Annotated in this window: 20 protein-coding genes; 15 read left to right on the top strand and 5 right to left on the bottom strand. The window is 65.5% G+C overall.

Translation table 11 applies throughout. The features are described from left to right. Nucleotides 1–105 precede the first annotated feature (105 nt). On the bottom strand, nucleotides 106–939 hold the full coding sequence (locus NGM15_RS14295; RefSeq protein WP_253432303.1) for a molybdopterin synthase: 834 nt from the start codon (nucleotides 937–939) through the stop codon (nucleotides 106–108). 107 nt (nucleotides 940–1,046) lie between these two features. On the opposite strand from NGM15_RS14295, the gene pyrH reads away from it, so the two are divergent. The 6 genes from pyrH to upp all read left to right on the top strand — a co-directional run bounded on the left by pyrH (nucleotide 1,047) and on the right by upp (nucleotide 10,226). After that, nucleotides 1,047–1,778 (top strand): UMP kinase, encoded by a 732-nt coding sequence (gene pyrH, locus NGM15_RS14290; RefSeq protein WP_253432300.1) that lies wholly within the window; start codon nucleotides 1,047–1,049, stop codon nucleotides 1,776–1,778. Then, nucleotides 1,768–3,540, top strand: coding sequence for a lysine--tRNA ligase (lysS, locus tag NGM15_RS14285; RefSeq protein WP_253432298.1), 1,773 nt, complete (start codon nucleotides 1,768–1,770; stop codon nucleotides 3,538–3,540). The genes pyrH and lysS overlap by 11 nt, the downstream gene beginning before the upstream one ends. A 140-nt stretch (nucleotides 3,541–3,680) precedes the next feature. Next, nucleotides 3,681–5,510: a site-2 protease family protein gene (locus NGM15_RS14280; RefSeq protein ID WP_253432296.1), complete on the top strand. Its 1,830-nt coding sequence runs from the start codon at nucleotides 3,681–3,683 to the stop codon at nucleotides 5,508–5,510. Between the two features lie 467 nt (nucleotides 5,511–5,977). Continuing rightward, nucleotides 5,978–7,675: a nitrite/sulfite reductase gene (locus NGM15_RS14275; protein WP_253432294.1), complete on the top strand. Its 1,698-nt coding sequence runs from the start codon at nucleotides 5,978–5,980 to the stop codon at nucleotides 7,673–7,675. Beyond that, nucleotides 7,668–9,338 (top strand): Coenzyme F420 hydrogenase/dehydrogenase, beta subunit C-terminal domain, encoded by a 1,671-nt coding sequence (locus NGM15_RS14270; protein WP_253432274.1) that lies wholly within the window; start codon nucleotides 7,668–7,670, stop codon nucleotides 9,336–9,338. The genes NGM15_RS14275 and NGM15_RS14270 overlap by 8 nt, the downstream gene beginning before the upstream one ends. A gap of 210 nt (nucleotides 9,339–9,548) precedes the next feature. Then, nucleotides 9,549–10,226, top strand: coding sequence for a uracil phosphoribosyltransferase (gene upp / locus NGM15_RS14265; protein WP_253432272.1), 678 nt, complete (start codon nucleotides 9,549–9,551; stop codon nucleotides 10,224–10,226). Between the two features lie 172 nt (nucleotides 10,227–10,398). On the opposite strand, the gene NGM15_RS14260 is transcribed toward upp, so the two are convergent. Then, complete coding sequence (locus NGM15_RS14260) at nucleotides 10,399–10,998, bottom strand: alpha/beta hydrolase (protein WP_253432269.1); 600 nt, start codon at nucleotides 10,996–10,998, stop codon at nucleotides 10,399–10,401. A 120-nt stretch (nucleotides 10,999–11,118) separates the two neighbouring features. On the opposite strand from NGM15_RS14260, the gene NGM15_RS14255 reads away from it, so the two are divergent. Continuing rightward, nucleotides 11,119–12,984 (top strand): S9 family peptidase, encoded by a 1,866-nt coding sequence (locus NGM15_RS14255; RefSeq protein WP_253432266.1) that lies wholly within the window; start codon nucleotides 11,119–11,121, stop codon nucleotides 12,982–12,984. 52 nt (nucleotides 12,985–13,036) lie between these two features. On the opposite strand, the gene NGM15_RS14250 is transcribed toward NGM15_RS14255, so the two are convergent. Next, the gene (locus NGM15_RS14250) at nucleotides 13,037–13,663 is read right to left on the bottom strand and encodes a methyltransferase domain-containing protein (protein WP_253432263.1); all 627 of its coding nucleotides are present in this window, start codon (nucleotides 13,661–13,663) and stop codon (nucleotides 13,037–13,039) included. Between the two features lie 220 nt (nucleotides 13,664–13,883). Between NGM15_RS14250 and ahaH the strand changes: the two genes are divergently transcribed. From ahaH to NGM15_RS14210, 8 genes are all read left to right on the top strand, one after another. Next, nucleotides 13,884–14,216, top strand: a complete 333-nt coding sequence (gene ahaH / locus NGM15_RS14245) for an ATP synthase archaeal subunit H (protein ID WP_253432260.1) — start codon at nucleotides 13,884–13,886, stop codon at nucleotides 14,214–14,216. Further along, nucleotides 14,203–16,476, top strand: coding sequence for a V-type ATP synthase subunit I (locus tag NGM15_RS14240; RefSeq protein ID WP_253432257.1), 2,274 nt, complete (start codon nucleotides 14,203–14,205; stop codon nucleotides 16,474–16,476). Before ahaH ends, NGM15_RS14240 begins: the two co-directional genes overlap by 14 nt. Nucleotides 16,477–16,482: 6 nt before the next feature. Further along, nucleotides 16,483–16,722: a hypothetical protein gene (locus tag NGM15_RS14235; protein ID WP_253432253.1), complete on the top strand. Its 240-nt coding sequence runs from the start codon at nucleotides 16,483–16,485 to the stop codon at nucleotides 16,720–16,722. A gap of 22 nt (nucleotides 16,723–16,744) precedes the next feature. Then, a complete protein-coding gene (locus NGM15_RS14230; protein WP_253432250.1) occupies nucleotides 16,745–17,326 on the top strand; it encodes a V-type ATP synthase subunit E in 582 nt (193 codons plus the stop codon). 70 nt (nucleotides 17,327–17,396) lie between these two features. Then, nucleotides 17,397–18,473 carry a V-type ATP synthase subunit C gene (locus tag NGM15_RS14225; protein ID WP_253432247.1) on the top strand — a complete coding sequence of 359 codons (1,077 nt, stop codon included), beginning with the start codon at nucleotides 17,397–17,399 and terminating at the stop codon, nucleotides 18,471–18,473. Further along, nucleotides 18,470–18,814 (top strand): V-type ATP synthase subunit F, encoded by a 345-nt coding sequence (locus tag NGM15_RS14220; protein ID WP_253432245.1) that lies wholly within the window; start codon nucleotides 18,470–18,472, stop codon nucleotides 18,812–18,814. The genes NGM15_RS14225 and NGM15_RS14220 overlap by 4 nt, the downstream gene beginning before the upstream one ends. Before the next feature lie 2 nt (nucleotides 18,815–18,816). Continuing rightward, nucleotides 18,817–20,574 carry an ATP synthase subunit A gene (locus NGM15_RS14215; RefSeq protein WP_253432242.1) on the top strand — a complete coding sequence of 586 codons (1,758 nt, stop codon included), beginning with the start codon at nucleotides 18,817–18,819 and terminating at the stop codon, nucleotides 20,572–20,574. 7 nt (nucleotides 20,575–20,581) lie between these two features. Beyond that, on the top strand, nucleotides 20,582–21,994 hold the full coding sequence (locus NGM15_RS14210; RefSeq protein WP_253432239.1) for an ATP synthase subunit B: 1,413 nt from the start codon (nucleotides 20,582–20,584) through the stop codon (nucleotides 21,992–21,994). Nucleotides 21,995–22,083: 89 nt separating this feature from the next. On the opposite strand, the gene NGM15_RS14205 is transcribed toward NGM15_RS14210, so the two are convergent. Next, nucleotides 22,084–22,389 (bottom strand): hypothetical protein, encoded by a 306-nt coding sequence (locus NGM15_RS14205; protein ID WP_253432235.1) that lies wholly within the window; start codon nucleotides 22,387–22,389, stop codon nucleotides 22,084–22,086. A gap of 361 nt (nucleotides 22,390–22,750) precedes the next feature. Beyond that, on the bottom strand, nucleotides 22,751–23,536 hold the full coding sequence (locus NGM15_RS14200; RefSeq protein WP_253432232.1) for a hypothetical protein: 786 nt from the start codon (nucleotides 23,534–23,536) through the stop codon (nucleotides 22,751–22,753). Nucleotides 23,537–23,560: the final 24 nt, after the last annotated feature.

Below are 23,560 nucleotides of genomic sequence, written 5' to 3'. Positions count from 1 at the left end.
ATCCACTTAGACGTTTTAAAACAGCTGCTAACGTATTACTGGGCAATTCTCATCGAGACCTATGAACGGTCGCAAAAGTGGTGTTTCAATGTCACTTTGAGCCTCTCACGAGCGTTCGTGAACCCAGAATTCGTCCTCGACCGTCACTTCCTTCTTGAACAGTGGCACCTCGTCTTTGAGCCGATTGATCCCGTCTTCGACCGTCCGAAACGCCTCCTCGCGGTGGCCTGCGAGGACGACGACGTACACGATGTCCTCGCCGTCGCGAACGACGCCCGTCCGGTGGTGCAACTCGACGCCGAAGACGCCCTCGCGCGCCTCGAGTTCCGCCTTGATCGTCGCCATGCGCTGCTCGGCGACCCCTTCGTAGGTCTCGAACTCGAGGTACTCCGTCCGCTCGTCGTCCGGCGCGTCTTTCGCGCGGACGCGCCCGGTGAACGTCGCGATCGCTCCCGCCCGATCTGCCGCCGGACGATCTCTGAGGCGATCTACGAGGGACTCAAGCGTCTCGTAGGGCTCGTGGACTTCCAGCTCCGCGACGAGGGACTCGAGGTCGAGGTCACCGGGCGCGTCGACGGTCGCGAGAACCGGCGAACGAGCGATCGCGGCGTCGCTGCTGACCACGACCGACGGGTGGCCGGGAATCTCGAGGCCGACGACGACCGCGAACGCGCAGTCGGTCGCCAGCGTGTCGAGAGCGTCGGTCACCGAGAGGCCGGTCCCCGTGGCCGTCCAGTCGCCGTCGGCGCCGAGGGCGTAGGTGACGTCGCCGCCGGGGGCGAGCCCCGAACCGCGGGCGTCCGCCAGTCCGTCCGCGATCGTCGCGTCGTAGCGCACGACGCCGACTCGGCCCGCCTGCGAGAGCCTGTCCACGGCCAGGTCGGCCGTTCGCTCGAGGACGTCGGCGGACCCATCGCCGACGATTCCCAGGACGTGCATACTCGATACTCGGCGCCGAGCGTTTTGTAGCTGTCGTCCGCGCGCGGAGCGGCCGCCGAACAGGGTTGACAACCCTTAAGATGGCAACCCGGTTAGACCGCGGTAGTATGAAAGTGGTCGTCTCAATCGGCGGGAGCGTGCTCGTGCCCGAGCCCGGCGCGGATCGGGTGCAGGCACACGCCGCCGTCGTCGAAGACCTCGTCGCGGACGGGTGTCGAGTCGGGGCCGTCGTCGGGGGCGGCGGCGTCGCTCGCGAGTACATCAGCGCCGCCCGGGACCTGGGCGCCAACGAGATCGAACTCGACCAGCTGGGCATCGACGTCACCCGGCTCAACGCGCGCCTGCTCATCGCCGCTCTCGGCGAAGATTCCGTGACGGCGCCGGCTCGAGACTACGAGACTGCCGGTGACGCCCTCCGGCGCGGGGAGGTCTGCGTGATGGGCGGGGTCGCTCCGGCCCAGACGACCGACGCCGTAGGGGCAGCGCTGGCGGAGTACGTCGACGCCGACCTGCTCGTCTACGCCACGAGCGTCCCCGGCGTCTACTCCGACGACCCGAACGAGAACGACGAGGCGACGAAGTACGGGGAGCTATCGGCTACAGAACTCGTCGACGTCATCGCCGGCCTCGAGATGAACGCCGGCTCCTCGGCGCCCGTCGACCTGCTCGCCGCCAAAATCATCCAGCGTTCAGGCATGCGAACCATCGTCCTGGACGGGACGGACCCGGATCGGATCGCCCGGGCCGTTCGCTACGGCGACCACGACGGCACGGACATTATTCCGGAGGGAGCGGGCGAGGAACCGACTTACTGGGCGGGCGAGACCGATGAGCACTAGCGCCGACGACTCGGATCCGGACCCGAGTGACGGCGAGGACGACAGAGGCGACGCCGAGAGCCCGTACACCCTCCAGCGCGATCCAGGCGACGGCGACGGCGAGTACCACGTCTTCTGGGCCGACGAGGTCGCCGACCGCGTCGAGGCGCGCGATCCCGAGGAGCCGATCGTCATCAAGGGTGGCATCTCCCCCTCCGGCGTCCCCCACCTCGGCAACATGAACGAGATCATGCGCGGCTACTACGTCGCCGAGGTCCTCCGCGAGCGCGGCCACGACGTCCGACAGGTGTTCACCAGCGACGACCGCGACCCCCTCAGAAAGCTCCCGCGAACGCTCTGTGACCTCGAGGGGACCCTCGTCGACCTCGGGGACGTCGACGCGGGTGCGCTCGGTCGGAACCTGGGCGCGCCCTACACCGACATCCCGGACCCCTTCGGCTGCTGTGACTCCTACGGCGACCACTTCTCGACCATCATCCAGGACAGCGCGGACGCTCTCGATGTGCCCATCGACCTCGTCTCGACGACCGACCTCTACCTGGAGGGCGAGTTCGACGACGTCGTCGAGTACGTCCTCGAGAACCGCGAACGCGCGGCCGACGTCCTCTCGGCCTACCAGGACAAGGTCGATAGCGAAGGCGACTACGTGCCGTTCAACCCGATCTGTGAGGAGTGTGGCAAGGTAACCGAGACCGTCACCGGCGTCGACATCGAGGCCGGTACCGTCGACTACGAGTGCACCGACATGGAGGCGGGCGACCGAACGATTTCGGGCTGTGGCCACGAGGGAACTGCCACGTTCCGCGAGGGCAAGATGCCCTGGCGCTTCGAGTGGCCCGGCCAGTGGCAGGTCCTGGGCGTCGACTTCGAGCCCTTCGGAAAGGATCACGCCGAGGGCTCCTGGCCCAGCGGCGAGGACATCGCCCGGAACGTCTTCGAGAACGACCCTCCCGTCCCGATGGTCTACGAGTGGTTCACCCTCGACGGCGAGCCCTTCTCGTCCTCACAGGGCAACGTGATTCTGGTATCGGACGTCCTCGAGGTGCTCGAGCCCGAAGTGCTGCGGTACTTCTTCGCGAAGGACCCGGCGAAAGCCCGGGACTTCAGCGTCGAGCGCCTCGACCTCCTGGTCGACGAGTTCGACCGCTTCGAGGCGATCTACTTCGGCGAAGTGGAGGCCAACGACGACGAACAGGCGTTCGCCGAGCGGGTGTATCCGCTGGTGGTCGGCGGCGTTACCGGCGACGGTGACGAAGGCGACGCGACCGGCGTCGACGAACTTGAGGCCTCGGAGGAGCGCATCCGTCTCCCCTACACCTTCGCCGCCGTCCTCGGTATGACCGAAGATCCCGACTTGCGCGAGGAGATTGCCCGCCGCGAGGGACACATTTCGGACGACGACCCCGAGTGGGCCGTCCAGGACGCCCTCGCCCGCGTCGAGCGCGCCCAGAACTGGGCCCGGCGAACCGAGAACGAGTTCGACTACGAACTCAAGCGTGAGGCGATCCCGGCCCACGACTTCGACGCGGCGACGGAGGCGGCGCTCGAGGAACTGGCCGACTTCATCGAAGCAGGCCACGGACCCGACGAGATCCAGGGCGAGATCTACGAGACTGCGAAGCGTCACGACGTCGGCGTCGGCGACTTCTTCGCCGCTGGCTACCGCCTCTTCTTCGACGAGGAGCAGGGCCCGAAGCTCGGCCCGTTCCTCGCGAAGGTGGATCGAGCGTTCGTCGTTGACCGGCTTCGACGGGAGCGATAGTCGGCTCGAGAAAAGCTATAGAAAGTATAGTTATTGGAGACGCCAACTGACGAGCCGACGGCTTCGAGCCGTTCGGCAACCGTGGCGCTCGCTGTGACCAGACAAAACGCCTTTGGCCACGCCTCCCTCAGAGCATACCAATGCAGTCTTCCACGGTCGTCGCGTTCCTCCCCATCTCGGACACTCTCACGTGGATTCTCGCCGGGATCGCCGCCTACTGGCTCGCCATCGTCGCCCTCCGCCAGCGCGGTCTCCTCCCCAACTACGTCAAGACCCAGGGGCCGATCCTGACGATCCACACGAAACGTGGGCGCGCCTTCCTCGATTGGCTCGCCGGGCCGAAGCGGTTCTGGCGCGCCTGGGCGAACTTCGGCGTCGGCATCGCCATCGTCGTCATGGGCGCGATGTTCGTCTTCCTGCTCACCGCCGCGTTCGCCGCCGCGAACTCGCCCCAGCCCTCGAGCGTCCAGCAACCCTCGAACGTCCTCGTGATTCCGGGCGTCAACGAGTTCCTGCCGCTGTCGGCCACACCGGGCATCGTCATCGGCCTCCTGGTCGGCCTCGTCGTCCACGAGGGCGGCCACGGTCTGCTCTGTCGCGTCGAGAACATCGACATCGACTCGATGGGCGTCGCCATGCTCGCCGTCTTGCCCATCGGCGCGTTCGTCGAACCCGACCAGGAGAGCAGCCGAGCGGCCTCCCGGGGGGCGCAAACGCGAATGTTCGCCGCGGGCGTCACGTTCAACTTCGCGGTGACGATCCTCGCGTTCGCCCTGCTCTTCGGCCCGGTCGTCGGATCGATCGGCGCCGCCCCGGGCGCCGCCGTCGGCGGGGTCGCCCCCGGCTCGCCCGCCGAAGCGGCGGGCATCCAGCCTAACGATCGCATCACCGCCATCGAGGGGCAGCCGGTCGCGTCGAACGACGACCTCTCGGAGACGCTCGAGGCCGCGGGTAGCGGCACCGTCACCGTCGAGCTCAACGGCGACCGGACCGAGGAGATGGACCAGTCCCTGCCGGTGACCGCCGCGCTCGAGGACTCGCCGATCGACATTCAGCCCGGCGACCTCATCCTGGCCGTCGACGGCGAGCCGGTCGTCACCGAGGCCGGCTTCCTGGAGGCCGTCGGCGATAGCGAAACGGTCGACCTGACGATCCAGCGCGACGGCGAGGAGCGAACGCTCGAGGCCGTCCCCATCGGAAGCGTCGTCCAGGTCGCCGACGACGGGCCGCTCACCGAGGCGGGAGCACCCGCCGGCGAGCGATTCGTCATCACCGAGTTCGACGGCGAGCGCACGCGATCGTACGCCGACCTCGAGTCCCTGCTGGGCTCCACCGATCCCGGCGACGAGGTGACCGTCGCGGGCTACCTCGACGGCGAGCGCGTCAGCTACGACGTCACCCTCGGCGAACGCAGTCAGCTCACCGAGGGCGGAACCGTCGGCTTCTTCAGCGTCGGCGGCATCTCGGGCGTCCAGGTGAGCGACGCCGGCCTCGAGCTGTACCCGGTCGAGGAGTACCTGGCGGTCCTCGGCGGCAACGGCGACGTTCAGGGCAGTTACGGCCACATCACCGACAGCTTCCTCGGGAAGGTCGCGTTCGTGCTCTTCTTGCCGATCGTCTCCGTCGTCGGCCTCCTGCCGTACAACTTCGCCGGCTTCGCCGGCGGCATCGAGAACTTCTACCAGGCCCAGGGGCTGCTCGCCGGCCTGGGCGACTGGACCGTGTTCGCCATCGCCAACGCGCTGTTCTGGACCGGGTGGATCAACATCCAGCTCGGCTTCTTCAACTGCATTCCGGCATTCCCGCTCGACGGCGGGCACATCCTCCGGACGAGCACGGAGTCGGTCCTCTCGCGGCTCCCGCTCGAGGCGACCCGGGGGATGGTCCGGGTCGTGACGACCCTCGTCGGCGTCACGATGCTCGTGAGCTTCCTGTTCATGCTCTTCGGGCCGCAGCTGTTGGCAGGCTGACCGGCCGAGAACGTCTTGGCTCGAGGGAGTAATCGAATCGAGCGCTCGCCGACGTTGTCAATCAACCTGAAGACGGTCGGGCCCGGCTGTCGCCGCCGCTGCCCGAAACCGGCAATTTCCCCCGCATCGTAGCGAGCGACGAGCACCCGGTCACCCGCTTGGACCGAAATCGTACTGGTTCGGAGTGCTCACGGCGAGCGCCAAGAACGTCGGTCGGGCATGCCGGGGCCGACCCCGGCGAGGCCGGCGGACGCCCGGATAGGATCGACCTCCGCTACTGATCTCGCTGATGGGCGCGTCACGGGTACCGGCAAGAATGTGAACGTTTCGCGCAGCGCAAGCAGCGTTGACCGTGATACCAAGAGGCATTGATAAGGACTCTGTAAGACATTCGCACGCAAGTCGCGTCGGTGATTCACCATGCACGGTACAGACGGTCCCCCGGACCAGAACCGGAGGACGACACGATGAACGCGGTCGAGGAGTGGAAACGAGAGAAGCACCCGCTGGACGTCATCGATGACGTCAGGCGATACGCCGAGGAGGGGTTGTCCTTCGACGAGATTGAAGAACGCGCCGGCGGCGGCGAGTGGGAACGGCTCAAGTGGGCCGGGATGTACAGCCACGGCGTCCAGGACGGCTACTTCATGATGCGGACGAAAGTTCCCGGCGGCTACCTCACGCCCGATCAGGCGGAGGTGATCGGCGAGGTCGTCGAGGAGTACGCCAGGGCACCCGAGGCGTACGGCGGTGAGAACCAGAACGAATGCTGGGGCGACGCCTACCTCGACATCACCACGCGTCAGGACGTCCAGAAACACTGGGTGGAGATCGAGGACGTCCCCGACGTCTGGGAGCGCTACGACGAGGTCGGCCTGACGACGATCCAGGGGTGCGGTGACGGCGCGCGGAACGTGCTCGGCTGTCCCGCCGCGGGGCTCGACGATCACGAGTACTTCGACGCCCAGCCGGTCGTCGACGCCGTCTCCGAGTACTTCACCGGCAATCGCGAGTACGCGAACCTCCCCCGGAAGTTCAAGATGACGATCACGGGGTGTAAACACGATTGCGCCCAGTCCCAGATCAACGACCTCGGACTGGTTCCCGCACGCAAGGAACTCGGCGGACAGGAGTACTACGGCTTCCACGTCCGCGTCGGCGGCGGCCTCTCGGACGGCCCGCGGATGGCCTCGAACCTCGACGTGTTCGTCTCGCCGGAGGACGCTGTCGAGTTCTGCCGGGCGGTCGCCCAGACGTTCAAGGAACTCGGCGACCGCAACAACCGTGGCGTCTGCCGGATGCGCTACCTCGTCGAGCAACTCGGCCCCGAGACGTTCGAGGTGGCGATTCGCGACCGCTGCACCGTCGACCTGCCCACCAGGGGCGTCGACCTCACCGAGGGGTACGCCGGCGACCACGTCGGCGTTCACGACCAGAAACAGGAGGGCCTGACCTACGTTGGCTTCAACGTAATCGCGGGACGGATGGGCGGCGACGAGTTCGCCGAGGCGGCCCGCGCGGCCAGGACGTACGGCACCGAGGACGCCTCGATCCGGCTGGCGACCGACCAGAACTTCCTCATCACGCACGTTCCGGCGGAGAACGTCAAGGACCTGCTCGCGGAGCCGTTCGCCCAGGACTACCAGCCCGACCCCGGCCCGTTCTCGCGCGGCGCCGTCGGCTGCACCGGTTCGGAGTTCTGCAACTACGGCATCATCGAGACGAAAAAGCGCGTCAGGCGCTGGGCCCGCGAACTCGACGAGCGCATCGACACGCCGGACGACCTCGAGGTCGTCCGGATGCACATGTCGGGCTGTTCCGCGTCGTGCGCCCAGCCCCAGATCGCGGACATCGGCTTCCGTGGTGAGACCGTCCAGGTCGATACCGATGGGGACGATGACGCCGACGACATCGTCGAGGGCATGGACTTCGGTCTCGGCGGCTCGCTCGGGTCCGACAACGAGTTCCTCGACTGGGTCGAGAACGCGGTCCCCGCCGAGGCGGTCATCCCCGCCCTCGAGCGGCTGTTCGAGGCCTACGCCGAGGGCCGGGCCGACGGCGAGCGGTTCTACGAGTGGTGTCGCCGGGTCGACAACGGGCGACTGCGCTCGATCATGAAGCAGGCAGACGCACCCGTCACCGAGGGGGTGGCTGTCGATGACTGAGGAACACGACGAACGGACGACCGAGGAACGGGACAGCGACGTCGACGATACCCCCGCGTTCCCGGCGGTCCCCGAGACGGACGCCGACGATGACGAGGAGTCGGTCCCGATTGCCTCCGGCGCGCGGATCCACCGCCCCGACAGCGAACACGGCACGATTCCCGCCGACGGCGTCGGTCCCGGCGGCGAGGAACCCGAGTCGGCCACGACGGTTGCGGCGGAAACTGCCAACGAGGGCTCGTCGGAGATCCGTTCCAACGGCGTTCCCGTGAGTGAAACGAACGGGGGCAGGTCAGGGCTTCGCCCTGACGGTGGCGCTCGACCGGCCAACGTCGACGCCGACGGAACCCTCGGCGACGTGAAGTTCACCGAACCCGCCGAAGGGGTCAGCCAGGACGTCGACGGCGGCGCGCCCGACGAGCGCGTCGGCGTTCCCGAGGGCGTCGACCTCGAGACGCCGGGTTACGAGATCCGCTCGGAGATGAACGACATCGAGACGCCCGACGAGAAGACCTGGTTCATGGAACTGGACGAGGCCGTCATCGACGACGGGCGCTGTATCCAGTGTGGAACCTGCGTTTCGGCCTGTCCGTCGGACTCCATCGGCGTCGGTGACGACGACCTGCCGAAACTGGTCAAGATGTGCACCGGCTGTTCGCTCTGCTGGGACTTCTGTCCCCGCGGCGGCCTGCGTTACGAGCGCCAGTGGAAGATCACCGGCGGCGACGACAACGTCTCGGGCGCAGGCGACCCGATCACGGAGTTCTCCGCGAAGGTCGACGACGACTGGACCGGCGGGGCCCAGGACGGCGGCGTCGTCACCGGCATCCTCGCCACTCTGCTCGAGGCCGGCGAGATCGACGGCGCGCTCATCGCTACCGAGAGCGAGGAGGAGCCCTGGAAGGCCGAGAGCTACCTCGCCACCAGCCGCGAGGACCTGATCGAGAACGCAGGCACCATCTACAATCAGACGCTCGCGCTCGGCAACCTCGATCTCGGTCAGTGGGAGCACAAGCTTCCCGACGAGCCCTGGGAGGACATCTCGCTGGCGCTCGTGGGCACTCCCTGCGAGATCGAGGGCATCCGCGCCCTGCAGGACTTCGGCTGGGAATACGGCGCCCAGGAGGAGGGCGTCCGCGCAGTGGACTACACCATCGCGCTGATGTGCACCAAGAACTTCAACTACTACAGCCTCATGGGCGAGCACCTCGAGGAACAACGGGGCATCTCGCCCGACGAAATCGGCAAGATGGACGTCCTCCACGGGAAATTGATGGTCTACGGTCACGACGGTCGGATGATGCTGGAAGAGGACATCGAGAACTTCCACGACGCCGCGCTCAAGGGCTGCGACGAGTGCGCCGATTTCACCGGCTATGCCGCCGACATCACCGTCGGCTCCGTTGGCTCCGCCGACGAGTACTCGAGCGTCATCGTCCGCACCGAGCAGGGGCTGCAGGCGTGGGAACTCACCGAACCCGTTCTCGAGTACCACGACCTCGAGGACCGGTCGGCCATCGGCGGTCTTCAGAGCTGGGACAAGAAGAAGGCCTTCGAGAGCCTCGAGCGGCCGTTCGACCCGGACGCGCCGCGGTTCATTGACTACGCCGACCACGCGGAACACTACGGAACGAAGCTGAACCCGCACGACGCTGGGCACTGAACGGACCAACCGATGCCGGACGACCGGCGAGCCGTCGGGCGCCACCTGCACCTGTACCTGCGGCTGAAGCGCCCCCTTCGGACCGACTCGAGGCACCGTCCGCGAGCCGTTCGAGGTTCGAGGCTCGAGTGATGACGAGAGCGGGCGCTCGGAGGGAGGGTCGTCTCGAGCAATCGGTACAATAAATGTTACCGCCTGCGGAATGCCGGTATGCCGATCGAAGACCGCGGTGACGCCTACCTCGTCACCCACGCGCTGGCGAAGGACACGCTCTCGCGCCTGCGGGACGTCGAAACCGAACAGGTGAGCTTCCGGAAGGGACTCGTGAAACTCGGGCGGATCTGTGGCTACGAGATCATCGACGGGCGCATGGAGACCGAGTACGTCGAGATCGAGACGCCCCTCGAGCCCACGATGGGCGAGCGGGTCAAGGGCCTCGACGACGTGGTCATCATCAACGTCCTCCGGGCCGCGACGCCGTTCGTCGAGGGATTGCTCAAGGCCTTCCCGCGCGCCCGCCAGGGCGTTATCAGTGCCAGTCGCGACGAGGAGGCCGGCCGCGACGAGAATGGCACCTTCCCGATCACCATCGACTACGTCAAATTGCCCGAGATCACCGAGGACGACACCGTGATCGTCGCGGATCCGATGCTCGCGACCGGCAGCACGATGAACGCCGTCCTGGAGCACGTGATCGCGAACTCGACCGATCCGGAGCACCTGATCGTCCTCTCGGCGGTTTCGGCGCCGGAGGGGCTCCTCCGCGTGAGCGAGGCCGTCCCCGAGGCCGACCTCCTGACGGTGGCTATCGACGACCACCTCGACGAGAACGGCTTCATCGTCCCCGGCCTGGGTGACGCCGGCGACCGGGCGTTCCGGACAACCTGAGCGGTCGACGGTTTGGTTTTTACGGAGCTTTCTCCAGTGACGATGAGTAGGCGCTCGAGCGAGCGCCAAAGTCGGAGGCAGAGTCGGAGTTGACGTCGAAGTAAGAGGCAGAGTCGGGACCGAAGTCAAAGTCGAGAAGAATCCAACCGGAGCGAAGGCGACAGCGACGACGTTAGCCCAGCGTCTCGGCGAAGAACTCGCCGATTTCAGTCGCGACCGCCTCGTGCTGACCGACGAAGAAGTGATCCGACGAGAACTCGAGCACGCGGTCGCTCCGCTCCGTCGCCGCCTCGACGACCGGTCCCCAGTCGACGGTCGAATCCCGGGCCCCGTACCCGATCTGGACCGGAATCTCGAGCGACGCGAGTGCCGGCACCACCTCGAGATCCGGACCGAGGCTCGAGGGCGGCGCCAGTGCCGAGACCGCGTCGACGGCGGGGTCGTCGGCGCTCGTGAGCAGGGCCAGGCCGGAGCCGAAACTGAAGCCGAAGACGCCGACGCGGTCGTATCGTGGGCTCGCCCAGCGGATCGCGTTCCGGACGTCTTCTCGCTCGCCGTGGCCCTCGTCCCACTCCCCGTAGTCGATCCGCAGGCAGGCAATCCCCCGCTCGACGAGGGCGTCGCTGACGGCGACCAGGCGGCGGTCCCCTCGGTTCCCGCCGTGCTGGGGGTGCGGCGGGCAGGCGACGACGATGGCAGTCGGCTCCGACGACGGTTCCTCGAGCGTGGCCCGGACGTCTCGCGCCCCGGGGACGACGATCGGCTGTGACACGACCGGCGGTTCGGATTCGAGGGGCTTGAAGCCACCATATCGCCCGATGGCGATGGCACGAAACCGGTGAGACGTGACGTACTTCCAAGTATTGAAGAGCCGTCCGAGTCACGGTGTCGTATGGCACAGTCTGCCGACGCTGACGTCCTCGAGGAACTGGCGAGCTTGCCGACGATGGCCCACCCGACGGTGAGTCCCGACGGCGACGAAGTGGCGCTCTACTACGACGTGACGGGCCGAAACGAACTCCACATCCTGGACGTCGAGAGCGGCGACCTCGAGCAGTGGTCCGACGGTGAGGTTCCCCGAAACGCCCGCTGGTTCGTCACCTGGGGTGACGGTGATCGGGTGTTCTTCCACCTCGACGACGACGGCAACGAGCAGAACGACGTCTACGCGCTCACCCGCGATGGCGAGGTCGAGTCCGTCCTCGAGGTGGACGGTCAGGTCATGATCCAGGACGTGAGCGACGACGGCGAGACGCTGGTCGTCGGCTCCACGCGAGACGGGCAGATGAACCTCTATCGTCACGACCTCGCGAGTGGCGAGACGACCAAGATCACCGACTACGAGCGGGCTGCTAGCGGGGCGACGCTCTCGCCGGACGGCGAACGGGTGGCGTTCTCGACGAACGAATCCGACGACCACAACAACCAGGACGTCTACGTGATGGACGGCGACGGCTCGAACCCCCAAAACCTCGAACTGGGCGAGGACGGTGCGGAGTCGATGCCCAACGACTGGGGGCCCGACGGCGAGCGCTTGCTCGTCAGCGACAACTCCGCGGACCTGGGGCGGATCGGCGTCTACGACCTCGAGTCGGAGTCGGTCGAGTGGTACGGCGAGGACGAGTACGAGGAACACGGGACCGCCTTCCTCCCTGACGGCGAGCGCGTGCTCGCCACGCGGAGCCGCGACGCCGTCGCCGTCCCCGTCGTCTACGACCTCGAGACCGGCGAGGGCCGCGAGTTCGACGTCCCCGAGGGCGTCGCCTCCCTGGGCGGCTACGGTCCCGGCAGCGTCGTCGTCGACGACGATCGGGTGCTCGTCCAGCACACGACGCCCACCCGGCGCCCCGAGCTGCTGGTCTACGACCTGTCCGATGACAGCTACGAGACGCTGCTCGAGGCCGAGTACGGGCCGTTCGATCCCGAGGACTTCGCGGACGCAGAGTACCTCCGCGTGGACTCCGACGGGATTCCGGAGACGCCCCAGCGCGCCGTCGAGCACGAACCCTACGACGAGCTCGAGATCGGCGCGCTCTTCTACGATTCGGGCGAGCGACCGTCGCCGCTGATCGTCAACCCCCACGGCGGCCCCCGCGCTCGAGACACGAAGTCGTTCGACCTCTACACCCAGGTGCTGGTCTCCCAGGGATTCTCGGTACTCCAGATCAACTACCGCGGATCCACGGGACGAGGCCGAAAATTTGTCCGCGAACTCTACGACGACTGGGCGGGCGCCGAACAGGGCGATGTCGCTGCCGCGGCCGAGTACGTCCTCGAGACCTACGACTTCCTCGATTCGGACCGCGTCGTCGTCTTCGGTGGTTCTTACGGCGGTTACTCCGCCTACTGGCAGATGGTCCAGTATCCGGACCTGTACACCGCGGGCGTCGCCTGGATCGGCCTCACTGACCTCGAGGACATGTTCGAGAACACGATGCCCCACTTCCGGACGGAGTTGATGGAGACCTACCTCGGGACGCCCGAGGAGAACCCCGACCTCTACCGTGAGCGCAGTCCGGTAACCCACGTCGAGAACGTCGAGGATCCGATCTTCCTCGTTCACGGCGTCAACGACCACCGCGTCCCGGTGTCGCAGGCCCGAATCTTCCGTGACGCCCTGCTCGAGAACGGCTACGAGGAGGGCGAGGACTTCGAGTACGAGGAACTCGGCGAGGAGGGCCACGCGTCCTCCGATCAGGCACAGAAACTGCGGATGTTCGAGTTGCTGGCGGACTTCCTCGAGCGGCGGGTGGAGTGAGGCCGGCTCGATATGGGCCAGCCAAAGAATCGGCGTCAAACCCCCTCTGGGGTTACTCTTCGGGCGCTCGAGCGATCGTCGTGATCGCCACCTCGGGTTCGTAGCTGGGTCCCTGGAACAGGTGTTTGACCTCCTCGAAGCCCGCCGCCTTGAACATGCGGTCGGCCTCGTACTCGTCGTAGAAGAGCATCATCGCGTCGGCCAGCGCCTGGGCGATCCGGTTGTCCGGGTAGTTTGGCCCGACGACGAGCACCTGGCCGCCCGGTTTGAGCACGCGGTTGAACTCCCGGAGGGCGAGGACGGGTTCGGGCCAGTACTCGATCGAACCCGACGACCAGATAATATCAAATGTGTCGGTCTTAAACGGGAGTCGCTCGGCGTCGCCCCGGTGAAAGTCGACGGGGCCGCCCGTCTTCCCGAACTTGGCGTAGGCCTTCTCGAGCTGGTGTTCGCTCTGGTCGAGCGCGTAGACGGTATCGACGTGCTCGAGCAGCCCCTCGGTCGCGAATCCGGTGCCACAGCCAACGTCGAGCACCATCTCGCTCTCCTCGAAGTCGAGCAGCGAGAGCGCCTCGGTTCGCATCTCCTCGTTCCAGATGAAGGGGTTGATCCGGTCGTAAATCGTCGAGAGGTACTTGTAGAACAGCCGCGCCCGCGCCTTGTTCTCGAGGATTCCCATTTGGCGCCGATTGGTCGCCTGGCGTGATAGGTCTGTCCATCCAGCGGGACTCGGGCGGCCGCGTCCGTCGACAGGGCGGCTGTCGACACCGTTGGCACGATTCGAGAGGGGCGCTCGTCGGCAGTTCGTTCGCCCCGTTTGCAACGAAACGTGAAGACGCACGCCAACCACTTTCGCAACTACCTTATACGCGCTCAAGCAAACGTCGGGTGCTTAGAGTATGCCGAGGCCACAGGTTCTACAAGAGATCAAGTCGGCAGAAGAGCAGGCCGACGAAATCGTCGCACAGGCGGAGAACGACCGCGACGAGCGCATCGCCGAGGCCCGGAAACGCGCCGAGGAGATTCGCTCGGAGGCGGAAGCGGAGGCTCGAGACCTCAAGGAGCGCCGACTCGAGGACGCTCGCGAGGAAATCGACGCCGAGTGTGAGCGCGTGCTCCGGGAGGGAACCGAAGATCGCGAGGCGCTCGAGAAACGCGCCACGACACGGGTCGACGAGGTGGCATCCCACGTCGTCGACCTGTTCCAGGAGGACGTCAATGCTCAGACCTGAACGGATGAGCAAGGTCTCGGTGACCGGTTCGAAGGGCGTCATGCCCACGGTCATCGAGGCAGTCTACGACCTGAACCTGGTACACCTCTCGGACTACGACGGCTCCTGGACGGGCTTCGACAACGGCAACCCCATCGCGGGCGCCGACGAGGCCTCCGAGAAGCTCGTCACGGTCCGGGCCCTCGAGAGCACGCTCGGCCTCGAGGACGAGGACGTAGACGTCGCCACCGGCAGGCTCGGTGACGACTGGGAGCCTCGCCTCGAGTCCATCCGGACGCGGGCTAACGACCTCGACGACCGACGGACCGAGGTTCGCGACCAGTTGCGCCGCGTCAGGGAACGACTCGACCGGATCGAACCCTTCGCGGACCTCGGGATCGACCTCGACTTGCTGTCGGGGTACGATTCGGTCGAGGTCGTCGTCGGCGACGGCTCGTTGACGGAGGTCGAGACGGTCCTCGACGCGTCCGACGACGTTCGCGCCTACGAGACCTTCACCGGCGACGAGGTCGTCGCCATCGTCGCGGCGCCCGCCGCCGGAGCCGACGAAGGGTTCGTCGACGACGCCCTCGTCGGCGTCGACTTCAGCCGCTACCAGGTGCCCGAGACGGAGAAGGACCCCGAGTCCTACGTGTCCGATCTCGAGCGCGAGGAACACGAACTCGAGGCCAAACTCGAGGAGATCGACGCCGACCTCGAAACGATCAAGACCGAGGAGGGCGCGTTCCTGTTGCTCGCCGAGGAGAAACTCACGATCGAGGTCCAGCGCGCCGAGGCGCCGCTGCAGTTCGCGACGAGCGACCGGGCGTTCATCGCCGAGGGCTGGATCCCGACGACCGAGTACGACCGCCTCGTCGCCGCGCTGAACGACGCCGTCGGCGACAGCGTCGAGATCGAAGAACTCGAACGCGCCGACTACGACCGTCACGGCGCCCACACGCACACCGAAGACGTCCAGAAGGGGACGCCCGCCGCACAGGACGAGGACGGGCCGACCGCCAGCGAGGACGAAGAAGAGCGGGCCGAGCAGAAAGCCGTCACCGACGGCGGCTCGGCCGTCACGATGGACGACGAACCGCCGGTCATCCAGGACAACCCCTCGGCCGCGAAGCCGTTCGAGGCCCTGGTCAACGCGGTCAACAAACCCAAATACAGCGAACTCGACCCGACGATCTTCCTGTTCCTGACGTTCCCGGTCTTCTTCGGCTTCATGATCGGCGACGTCGGTTACGGGATTCTGTACGTCGCCATCGGCTACTACATGGCGACCAACTTCGAGAGCGACGGCATCTCGAGCCTGGGCGGCGTGGCCATCTGGGCCGGCGCGTTCACGATCATTTTCGGGTTCATCTACGGCGAATTCTTCGGGCTACACGCCCTCGGATCCATCGTCTGGGGCGACCTGTTCAACGTCGAACTGTTGCCGTTGAACAAGGGTCTCGAGCCCGGTGCCGCCGAGTTCGCCATCGGCTGGATGGTCGTGAGCGTACTCGCCGGTATCGTCCACCTGAACATCGGCTACCTGATCGACTTCTACGAGAACCTGAGGCACGGATTCAAGGACGCGCTCTTCCACAGTGGCTCCTGGATCCTGATGCTCAACGGCATCTGGGTCTGGATCTTCTCGGCCCAGGCCGAGGCCTCCAAGCCGGAGTTCCTGTTCACGACGTTCGCCAGCGACGGACCCTTCCCGATCGGATTCACCGGGTTCCCCGAGTGGGGCCTGTTCACGTTCCCGGAAGCGATCCCGGGCATCGGCGGCTTCCTGCTGACGGTTCCGCTGCTCGTATTCCTGATCGGGTTCGTCATGCTCGCGATCGGTGACACCGTCGAGATCGTCGAAGCGCTCGACGTCGTCGTGAACGTCTTCTCGTACACCCGGATGGGCGCGGTGTTGCTCGCGAAGGCCGGCATGGCTTTCGTGGTCAACCTGCTGTTCTTCGGCGCCTACGAGGACCCCGACGGCGCGTTCCACTTCCTGGGCTCGGCCGGCCACGGGCCCGGCTACGTCGCCGAAAACTACGGCAGCGAAGCCACAGTCATCTTCGACGGCCTCATGCACATGGGCGGCATCGCCGGACTCATCGGCGGGTTCGTTATTCTAGTCGTCGGACACATCGTCGTGTTAATCCTTGGCGTGACAAGCGCTGGTCTGCAGGGAGTACGTCTCGAGTACGTCGAATTCTTTAACAAGTTTTATGAAGGCGGTGGAGCCAACTACGAACCGTTCGGACACGATCGAACCTACAGTCAGGAGTAATCAATAATGATGGAAACCCTCGAAGCCTCGAACGTTGCACTGCAGACCCTGAACGACCCCGGCGCGGCCGCTGCGATCGCGGTCGGTCTCGCGGCGCTCGCCTCGGGATACGCCGAGCGAGGTATCGGTGCGGCTGCCGTCGGCGCGATGGCCGAGGACGACGACATGTTCGTGCCAGGCCTGATCATGACCGTCCTCCCAGAGACGCTCGTGATCCTGGCACTGGTCGTCGTCTTCATCGCCTGAGCACCCCGTTCGCTTTTCCACAATGAGTTTGGATACAGTCGTCACAGACATTCGAGAAGAGGCCCACGCGCGTGCGGAGGAGATCCGCGCGGAAAGCGAGGCTCGCGCCGAGGAGATCGAGTCGGCGGCCGAGGACGACGCCGAGGACACCCTCGAGCGTGCCGAGACCGAGGTCGAACGCGAGATCGAGCAGTTGCGCGAACAGCGACTCTCCAGTGCGAAACTGGAGGCGAAACAGGAGCGCCTGGAGGCCCGACGGAACGTCCTCAATGACGTTCGCGAGCAGGTCGAAGCCGAACTGACTGGCCTCGAGAGCGATACCCGCGAGGACCTGACGCGGACGCTCATCGACGCGGCCGGCGAGGAGTTCGACGAGGGCGACGACGTCCGCGTCTACGGTCGCGCCGACGACCAGGCACTGATCGAGTCGATCCTCGCGGAGTACGACGGCTACGCGTACGCCGGCGAGCGCGACTGCCTCGGCGGCGTCGTCGTCGAGAGCGAGCAGTCCCGCGTCCGGGTGAACAACACCTTCGACTCGGTGCTCGAGGACGTCTGGGAAGAGAACCTTCGGGAAATCAGTAACCGACTCTTCGAGCAATGAGCACGGTCGTTCCCACTCGCACGGCTCGCATCCCACTCTCTGCTCACACTCACCACACGGGGTGGTTCGCGTGAGTACGGGTGCCTCGAATCCGGAATACGTGAACGCTCGCGTGCGGTCGCGCCGAGCCTCGCTGTTCGCGGACGAAGACTATCGGAAGCTGGTCCGGATGGGGCCGAGCGAGATCGCACGGTTCATGGAGGAGACGGAGTACGAACGCGAGATCAACGCCCTCGGTACCCGCTTTTCCGGCGTCGACCTGATCGAGTACGCGCTGAACCAGAACCTCGCCAGGCACTTTCACGACCTGCTGGACTGGGCCGACGGTCGCCTCTACGACCTCATCGCCCGGTACCTCCGGAAGTTCGACGTCTGGAACCTCAAGACGATCCTCCGAGGCATCTACACCGACTCCGCCCCCGAGGAGGTCCGGACGGACCTGATCCGTGCCGGCGAACTCGACGATCGGACCATCGATCGCCTGCTCGAGGTCGACACCATCGAGGACGCGATCGAAGTACTCGACCGGACGATCTACCACGACCCCCTCGAGGTCGCCTACGAGGAGTACGAGGAGAGCCACGCGCTGGTTCCCCTCGAGAACGCGCTCGATCGAGCGTTCTACGAACGGCTGCTGGCCGACATTCGGGGCCTCGACACGCCCGGATCGACGGCGCCACAGGAGGGGCCACGAGCGCTCTACATCGAGTTCCTCCAGGCCGAGATCGACTTCCGGAACGCACGGAACGCCCTGCGACTCGCTCGCAGCGGCGCCGACCTCGACCCCGCGGCGTACTACATCGACGGCGGCGTGCTCTTCACTGAGAGCGAACTCCGCCAGCTGGTCAACCGCTACGACGACCTGGTCGATCACATCGCCGCCAACCGTCGCTACGGCGACCGACTCTCGGGCGCGCTCGACCGACTGCGCGACGCCGACAGCCTGATTCAGTTCGAACACGCCGTCGACGCCGCGTTGCTCGAGTACGCGGACACGCTCTCGAGCATCTACCCGGTGTCGGTGTCAGCCGTGCTCTCGTACATTCTCGCGAAGGAACGCGAGATCGAGAACATCCGCGCCATCGCCCGCGGTCGAGAGGTCGGCCTCTCGGAGAACGAAATCGAAGAGGAATTGGTGATCCTATGAGCCAGGAAATCGCGGTCGTCGGCAGTCCGGAGTTCACCACGGGCTTTCGGCTCGCCGGCGTCAGACGGTTCGAGAACGTCCCTGACGACGAAAAGGCCGACACCCTCGACGACGCCGCTACGGCCGTTCTCGAGGACGGTGACGTCGGCATCGTCATCATGCACGAGGACGACCTCGAGTATCTCTCGCGAAACGTCCGCTCTGACGTCGAAACGAGCGTCGAGCCGGTCGTCATCACCATCGGCGGCGGTGCCGGCGGTGGCGGTGGCCTTCGCGAGCAGATCAAACGCGCCATCGGAATCGACCTGATGGACGAGGACGAAGACCAAGACAGTCAGTAAGTATGAGCCAGGCACTAGAATCCGTCGACGAAGACGGTGTGATAGAAAGCGTGAGCGGTCCCGTCGTGACCGCCGCGGACCTCGACGCCCGAATGAACGACGTCGTCTACGTCGGCGACGAAGGGCTGATGGGCGAGGTCATCGAAATCGAAGGGAACCTGACCACGATTCAGGTCTACGAGGAGACCTCCGGCGTCGGCCCCGGCGAACCCGTCGAGAACACGGGCGAGCCGCTCTCGGTCGACCTTGGACCCGGCCTGCTGGACACCATCTACGACGGCGTTCAGCGCCCCCTCGACGAACTCGAGGAGAAGATGAACTCGGCGTTCCTCGACCGCGGGGTCGACGCGCCGGGCATCGACCTCGAGCGAACGTGGGAGTTTACGCCCACCGTCGAGGAGGGTGACGCGGTCGAACCTGGGGACATCATCGGTGAAGTCCCCGAAACCGAGAGTATCACCCACAAGGTGATGGTCCCGCCGGATTACGAGGGCGGTGAGATTTCATCGATCGAGAGCGGCACGTTCGCGGTCGACGAGGTCGTCGCCGAACTCGATTCCGACGAGGAGATCACGATGCACCAGGAGTGGCCGGTTCGGTCGGCTCGCCCCGCCGAGGAGAAGCAGACGCCGACGATTCCGCTCGTCAGCGGCCAGCGCATCCTGGACGGCCTCTTCCCGATCGCCAAAGGCGGCACCGCGGCGATCCCGGGCCCCTTCGGCTCCGGAAAGACGGTCACCCAGCACCAGCTCGCGAAGTGGGCCGACGCGGACATCGTCGTCTACGTCGGCTGTGGCGAGCGTGGCAACGAGATGACCGAGGTCATCGAGGACTTCCCGGAACTGGAAGACCCCAAGACCGGGAAGCCGCTGATGAGCCGAACCTGCCTCATCGCGAACACCTCGAACATGCCCGTCGCGGCCCGCGAATCCTGCATTTACACGGGGATCACCATCGCGGAGTACTTCCGCGACATGGGCTACGACGTCGCGCTGATGGCCGACTCCACCTCGCGGTGGGCAGAGGCCATGCGCGAGATTTCGAGCCGACTCGAGGAAATGCCCGGTGAGGAGGGCTACCCCGCCTACCTCGCCGCGTCGCTCTCGGAGTTCTACGAGCGCGCCGGCCTGTTCCAGAACATCAACGGTACCCGGGGATCGGTGTCGGCCATCGGCGCAGTCTCGCCTCCGGGCGGTGACTTCTCCGAGCCCGTCACCCAGAACACCCTGCGCATCGTCAAGACGTTCTGGGCGCTGGACGCCGACCTCGCCGAGCGTCGGCACTTCCCCTCGATCAACTGGAACGAGTCGTACTCGCTGTACCGACAGCAACTCGACCCCTGGTACCGAGAGAACGTCGCGGAAGACTACCCCGAGGTCCGCCAGTGGGCCGTCGACGTGCTCGACGAGGAGGACGAACTCCAGGAGATCGTCCAGCTCGTCGGGAAGGACGCCCTGCCGCCGGACCAGCAGCTGACCCTCGAGGTCGCACGTTACCTCCGGGAGGCGTGGCTCCAGCAGAACGCGTTCCACGACGTGGACACCTACTGCGAGCCCAAGAAGACCTACCGGATGCTCCAGGCGATTCGAACATTCAACGACGAGGCCTTCGAGGCGCTCGACGCCGGCGTCCCGGTCGAGGAGATCCAGGACGTCGACGCCGCACCGCGGCTCAACCGGATGGGCACCGCCGAGGACTGGCACGCGTTCATCGACGAACTCGAGTCGGATATCGAGTCTCAGATCAGGGCCCAGTACTAGACAGACCATGAAAGAATACCAGACAATCACGGAAATCAGCGGTCCGCTGGTCTTCGCCGAGGTCGACGAGCCCGTCGGCTACGACGAAATCGTCGAAATCGAGACGGAAGACGGCAAGACCCTGCGCGGACAGGTACTCGAATCGAGCGAAGGACTCGTCTCGATCCAGGTGTTCGAGGGAACGGGCGGCATCGACCGCAACGCCTCCGTTCGCTTCCTGGGCGAGACCATGAAGATGCCCGTCACGGAGGACCTGCTCGGGCGCGTCCTCGACGGGTCTGGGAACCCCATCGACGGCGGTCCCGAGATCGTTCCCGACGAGCGACTCGACATCGTCGGCGCGGCGATCAACCCCTACTCCCGGGAGTACCCCGAGGAGTTCATCCAGACGGGTGTCAGTTCTATCGACGGCATGAACACGCTCGTTCGCGGGCAGAAACTGCCGATCTTCTCCGGTTCCGGACTGCCGCACAACGATCTGGCGCTCCAGATCGCCCGGCAGGCGACGGTGCCGGAGGAGGAAGGAGAAAGCGACGAGGAGGGCTCGGAGTTCGCCGTCATCTTCGGCGCGATGGGGATCACCCAGGAGGAGGCCAACGAATTCATGCAGGACTTCGAGCGCACCGGCGCGCTCGAGCGCTCGGTCGTCTTCATGAACCTCGCGGACGACCCCGCCGTCGAGCGGACGGTCACGCCGCGACTGGCCCTGACCACCGCCGAGTACCTCGCCTTCGAGAAGGACTACCACGTACTCGTCATCCTCACGGACATCACGAACTACTGTGAGGCGCTGCGCGAAATCGGCGCGGCCCGCGAAGAGGTTCCGGGTCGACGTGGCTACCCCGGATACATGTACACCGACCTGGCCCAGCTCTACGAGCGGGCGGGTCGTATCCAGGGCCGCGAGGGCTCGGTTACCCAGATTCCGATCCTGACGATGCCCTCCGACGACATCACCCACCCGATTCCGGACCTGACGGGCTACATTACCGAGGGTCAGATCATCGTCGACCGGTCCCTGAACAGTCAAGGGATCGAGCCGCCGATCAACGTCCTGCCCAGCCTGTCGCGACTGATGGACGACGGGATCGGCGAGGGACTGACCCGCGGCGACCACGCGGACGTCTCCGACCAGCTCTACGCCGCGTACGCGGAGGGTGAGGACCTGCGCGACCTCGTGAACATCGTCGGTCGCGAGGCGCTGACCGATCGAGACAACAAGTTCCTCGACTTCGCCGACCGGTTCGAGAACGAGTTCGTCCAGCAGGGATACGACACCGACCGGTCGATCGAGGACACCCTCGAGATCGGCTGGGACCTGCTCTCGACGCTACCCAAGGAGGAACTCAACCGGATCGACGAAGACCTCATCGCGGAGCACTATCGCGAGGAACCGGCCGAAGCAGTACAGGCAGACTGATCGCGGTTTTTCTGCGTTTCTCGAGTGGCATTGGGAATCGTCCGTAGTAGCAGCAGCTGTCAGACCCGACGATCCTCGAGAGATTCCGATTACGACTCACACAGCGGCTGATCCGTCGACATCGTTGCTGAAATCTCGTCGTCCGCAATCAAGAAATCGAGTTGCAGGCAGGCCTGTTCATCTCCTTGCCCGAGTAGTGACCCGGACGCCCGTTTATTGCCCGCGATAGCCAGATATCCCGACCATTTGCGCTCTGATGTCGGCTGGAGACTGACCTCGCGGCGAGTATCGGCTTCGAGATCGAAGTCGTACCACCGGCCGAGACCATCATCCGCTTCTAACGCAAAGTGAAACGTTAGCGACTCATCTGTCTGGTTCGATAACTCCAGATGCATCTCCTGGAGCGACTCGGTAGTCCTCAAATCGCTACAACCACAGATGCCAGGCAGCAGTACAACGCTGCTAGTAACAAATTGACGTCTCGATTTAGACATAGTAATTAAGACCATATATTCAGATAAGAGCCCCTGGGAAACGCTGTTCGTCCGGATAAAAACCGGCCCCTTGGCGGAGAACGGTTTGAACCGTCAGTAGAGCGGTTATCGACGCCTCCAGAACGGAATCAACCCTCTGTCTATAGTGACGACTGAAACGGTTTACACACTGCTCGTAACTGTGGGGCCAGTGCTGATAGAACTCCAATTAGTACTGGCCAGCAGGCCGCGGGCGCGTGTGGACTGAATTTCAGTGGCCACTCTACCTCGAGCCACTCCTTGCACGCCAGCGGCGACCGTAGATCCGGGGTAATGGGTCGATCGCCGCACCCCGAACGGCGGGCGGAACCGACGAGTACCGCACGGAGGCGCTGTCCGGCAGCGGACCGCCCGGGAGCAACGAGACGGCCGTCGGATTTCGAGGCCCTTCTCGCCGCCTCCTGGAGGGGTTCGATCGATTCCCGGCGTACACCTCCTCGAGGGCCGCGTGCCCCTCGAGCACGCCGCGACGGGCCTGCTTCATCCGTTTCTTAGCCTGCTGCTGGAGCGCCACGTTTGGCGCCTCGGCTCGGATCTCGTCGCCGAACGCCTCGAGGTCGGCTGCGGCTCTCGAGTCGCCGTTCGAAGCGGCGGACAACCGATCGGGGCCGACCACGTCCTCGATCTCTGCCTTGAGTCGATGGCTCGCCTGTCGAAAGTCCACGAGGTCGACCGTATTCCAGAGTTCCCGCAACTTGATCGCGTGGCGGAGCTCGCTGAGATCGAGCCCCTCGCTCGCGTCGCGATCCCGGATCGCGTTCGGGAGGTTCTCGACGTCGATCAGGTCGGGGAGGTCGTCGGCGTCGACGGCGTCGGGCAGCCGTTCGAGGTCCACCGTCTCGAGCAGGCCTTCGGCCGCGTCGGTGATCTCCCACAACTCCTTCGCCAGGCTCGACACCCGCTCGTCGGATGCATCCCGTTCGATCGCCTGAAACAATCCTGTCGTTCCCCCAAGGACGCGTTCGGAGAGCTGCTCGAGTCCGTTCGTCTCGCTCGACGTACTGTTCATACCGTACAGAGGCGCCGAACGGAG

The sequence above is a fragment of the Natronosalvus halobius genome (assembly GCF_024138145.1).
Taxonomy (GTDB): Archaea; Halobacteriota; Halobacteria; order Halobacteriales; family Natrialbaceae; genus Natronosalvus; species Natronosalvus halobius.
The sequence above is the reverse complement of the archived record's forward strand: the minus strand, read 5'-3'. Positions and strand labels throughout refer to the sequence as shown.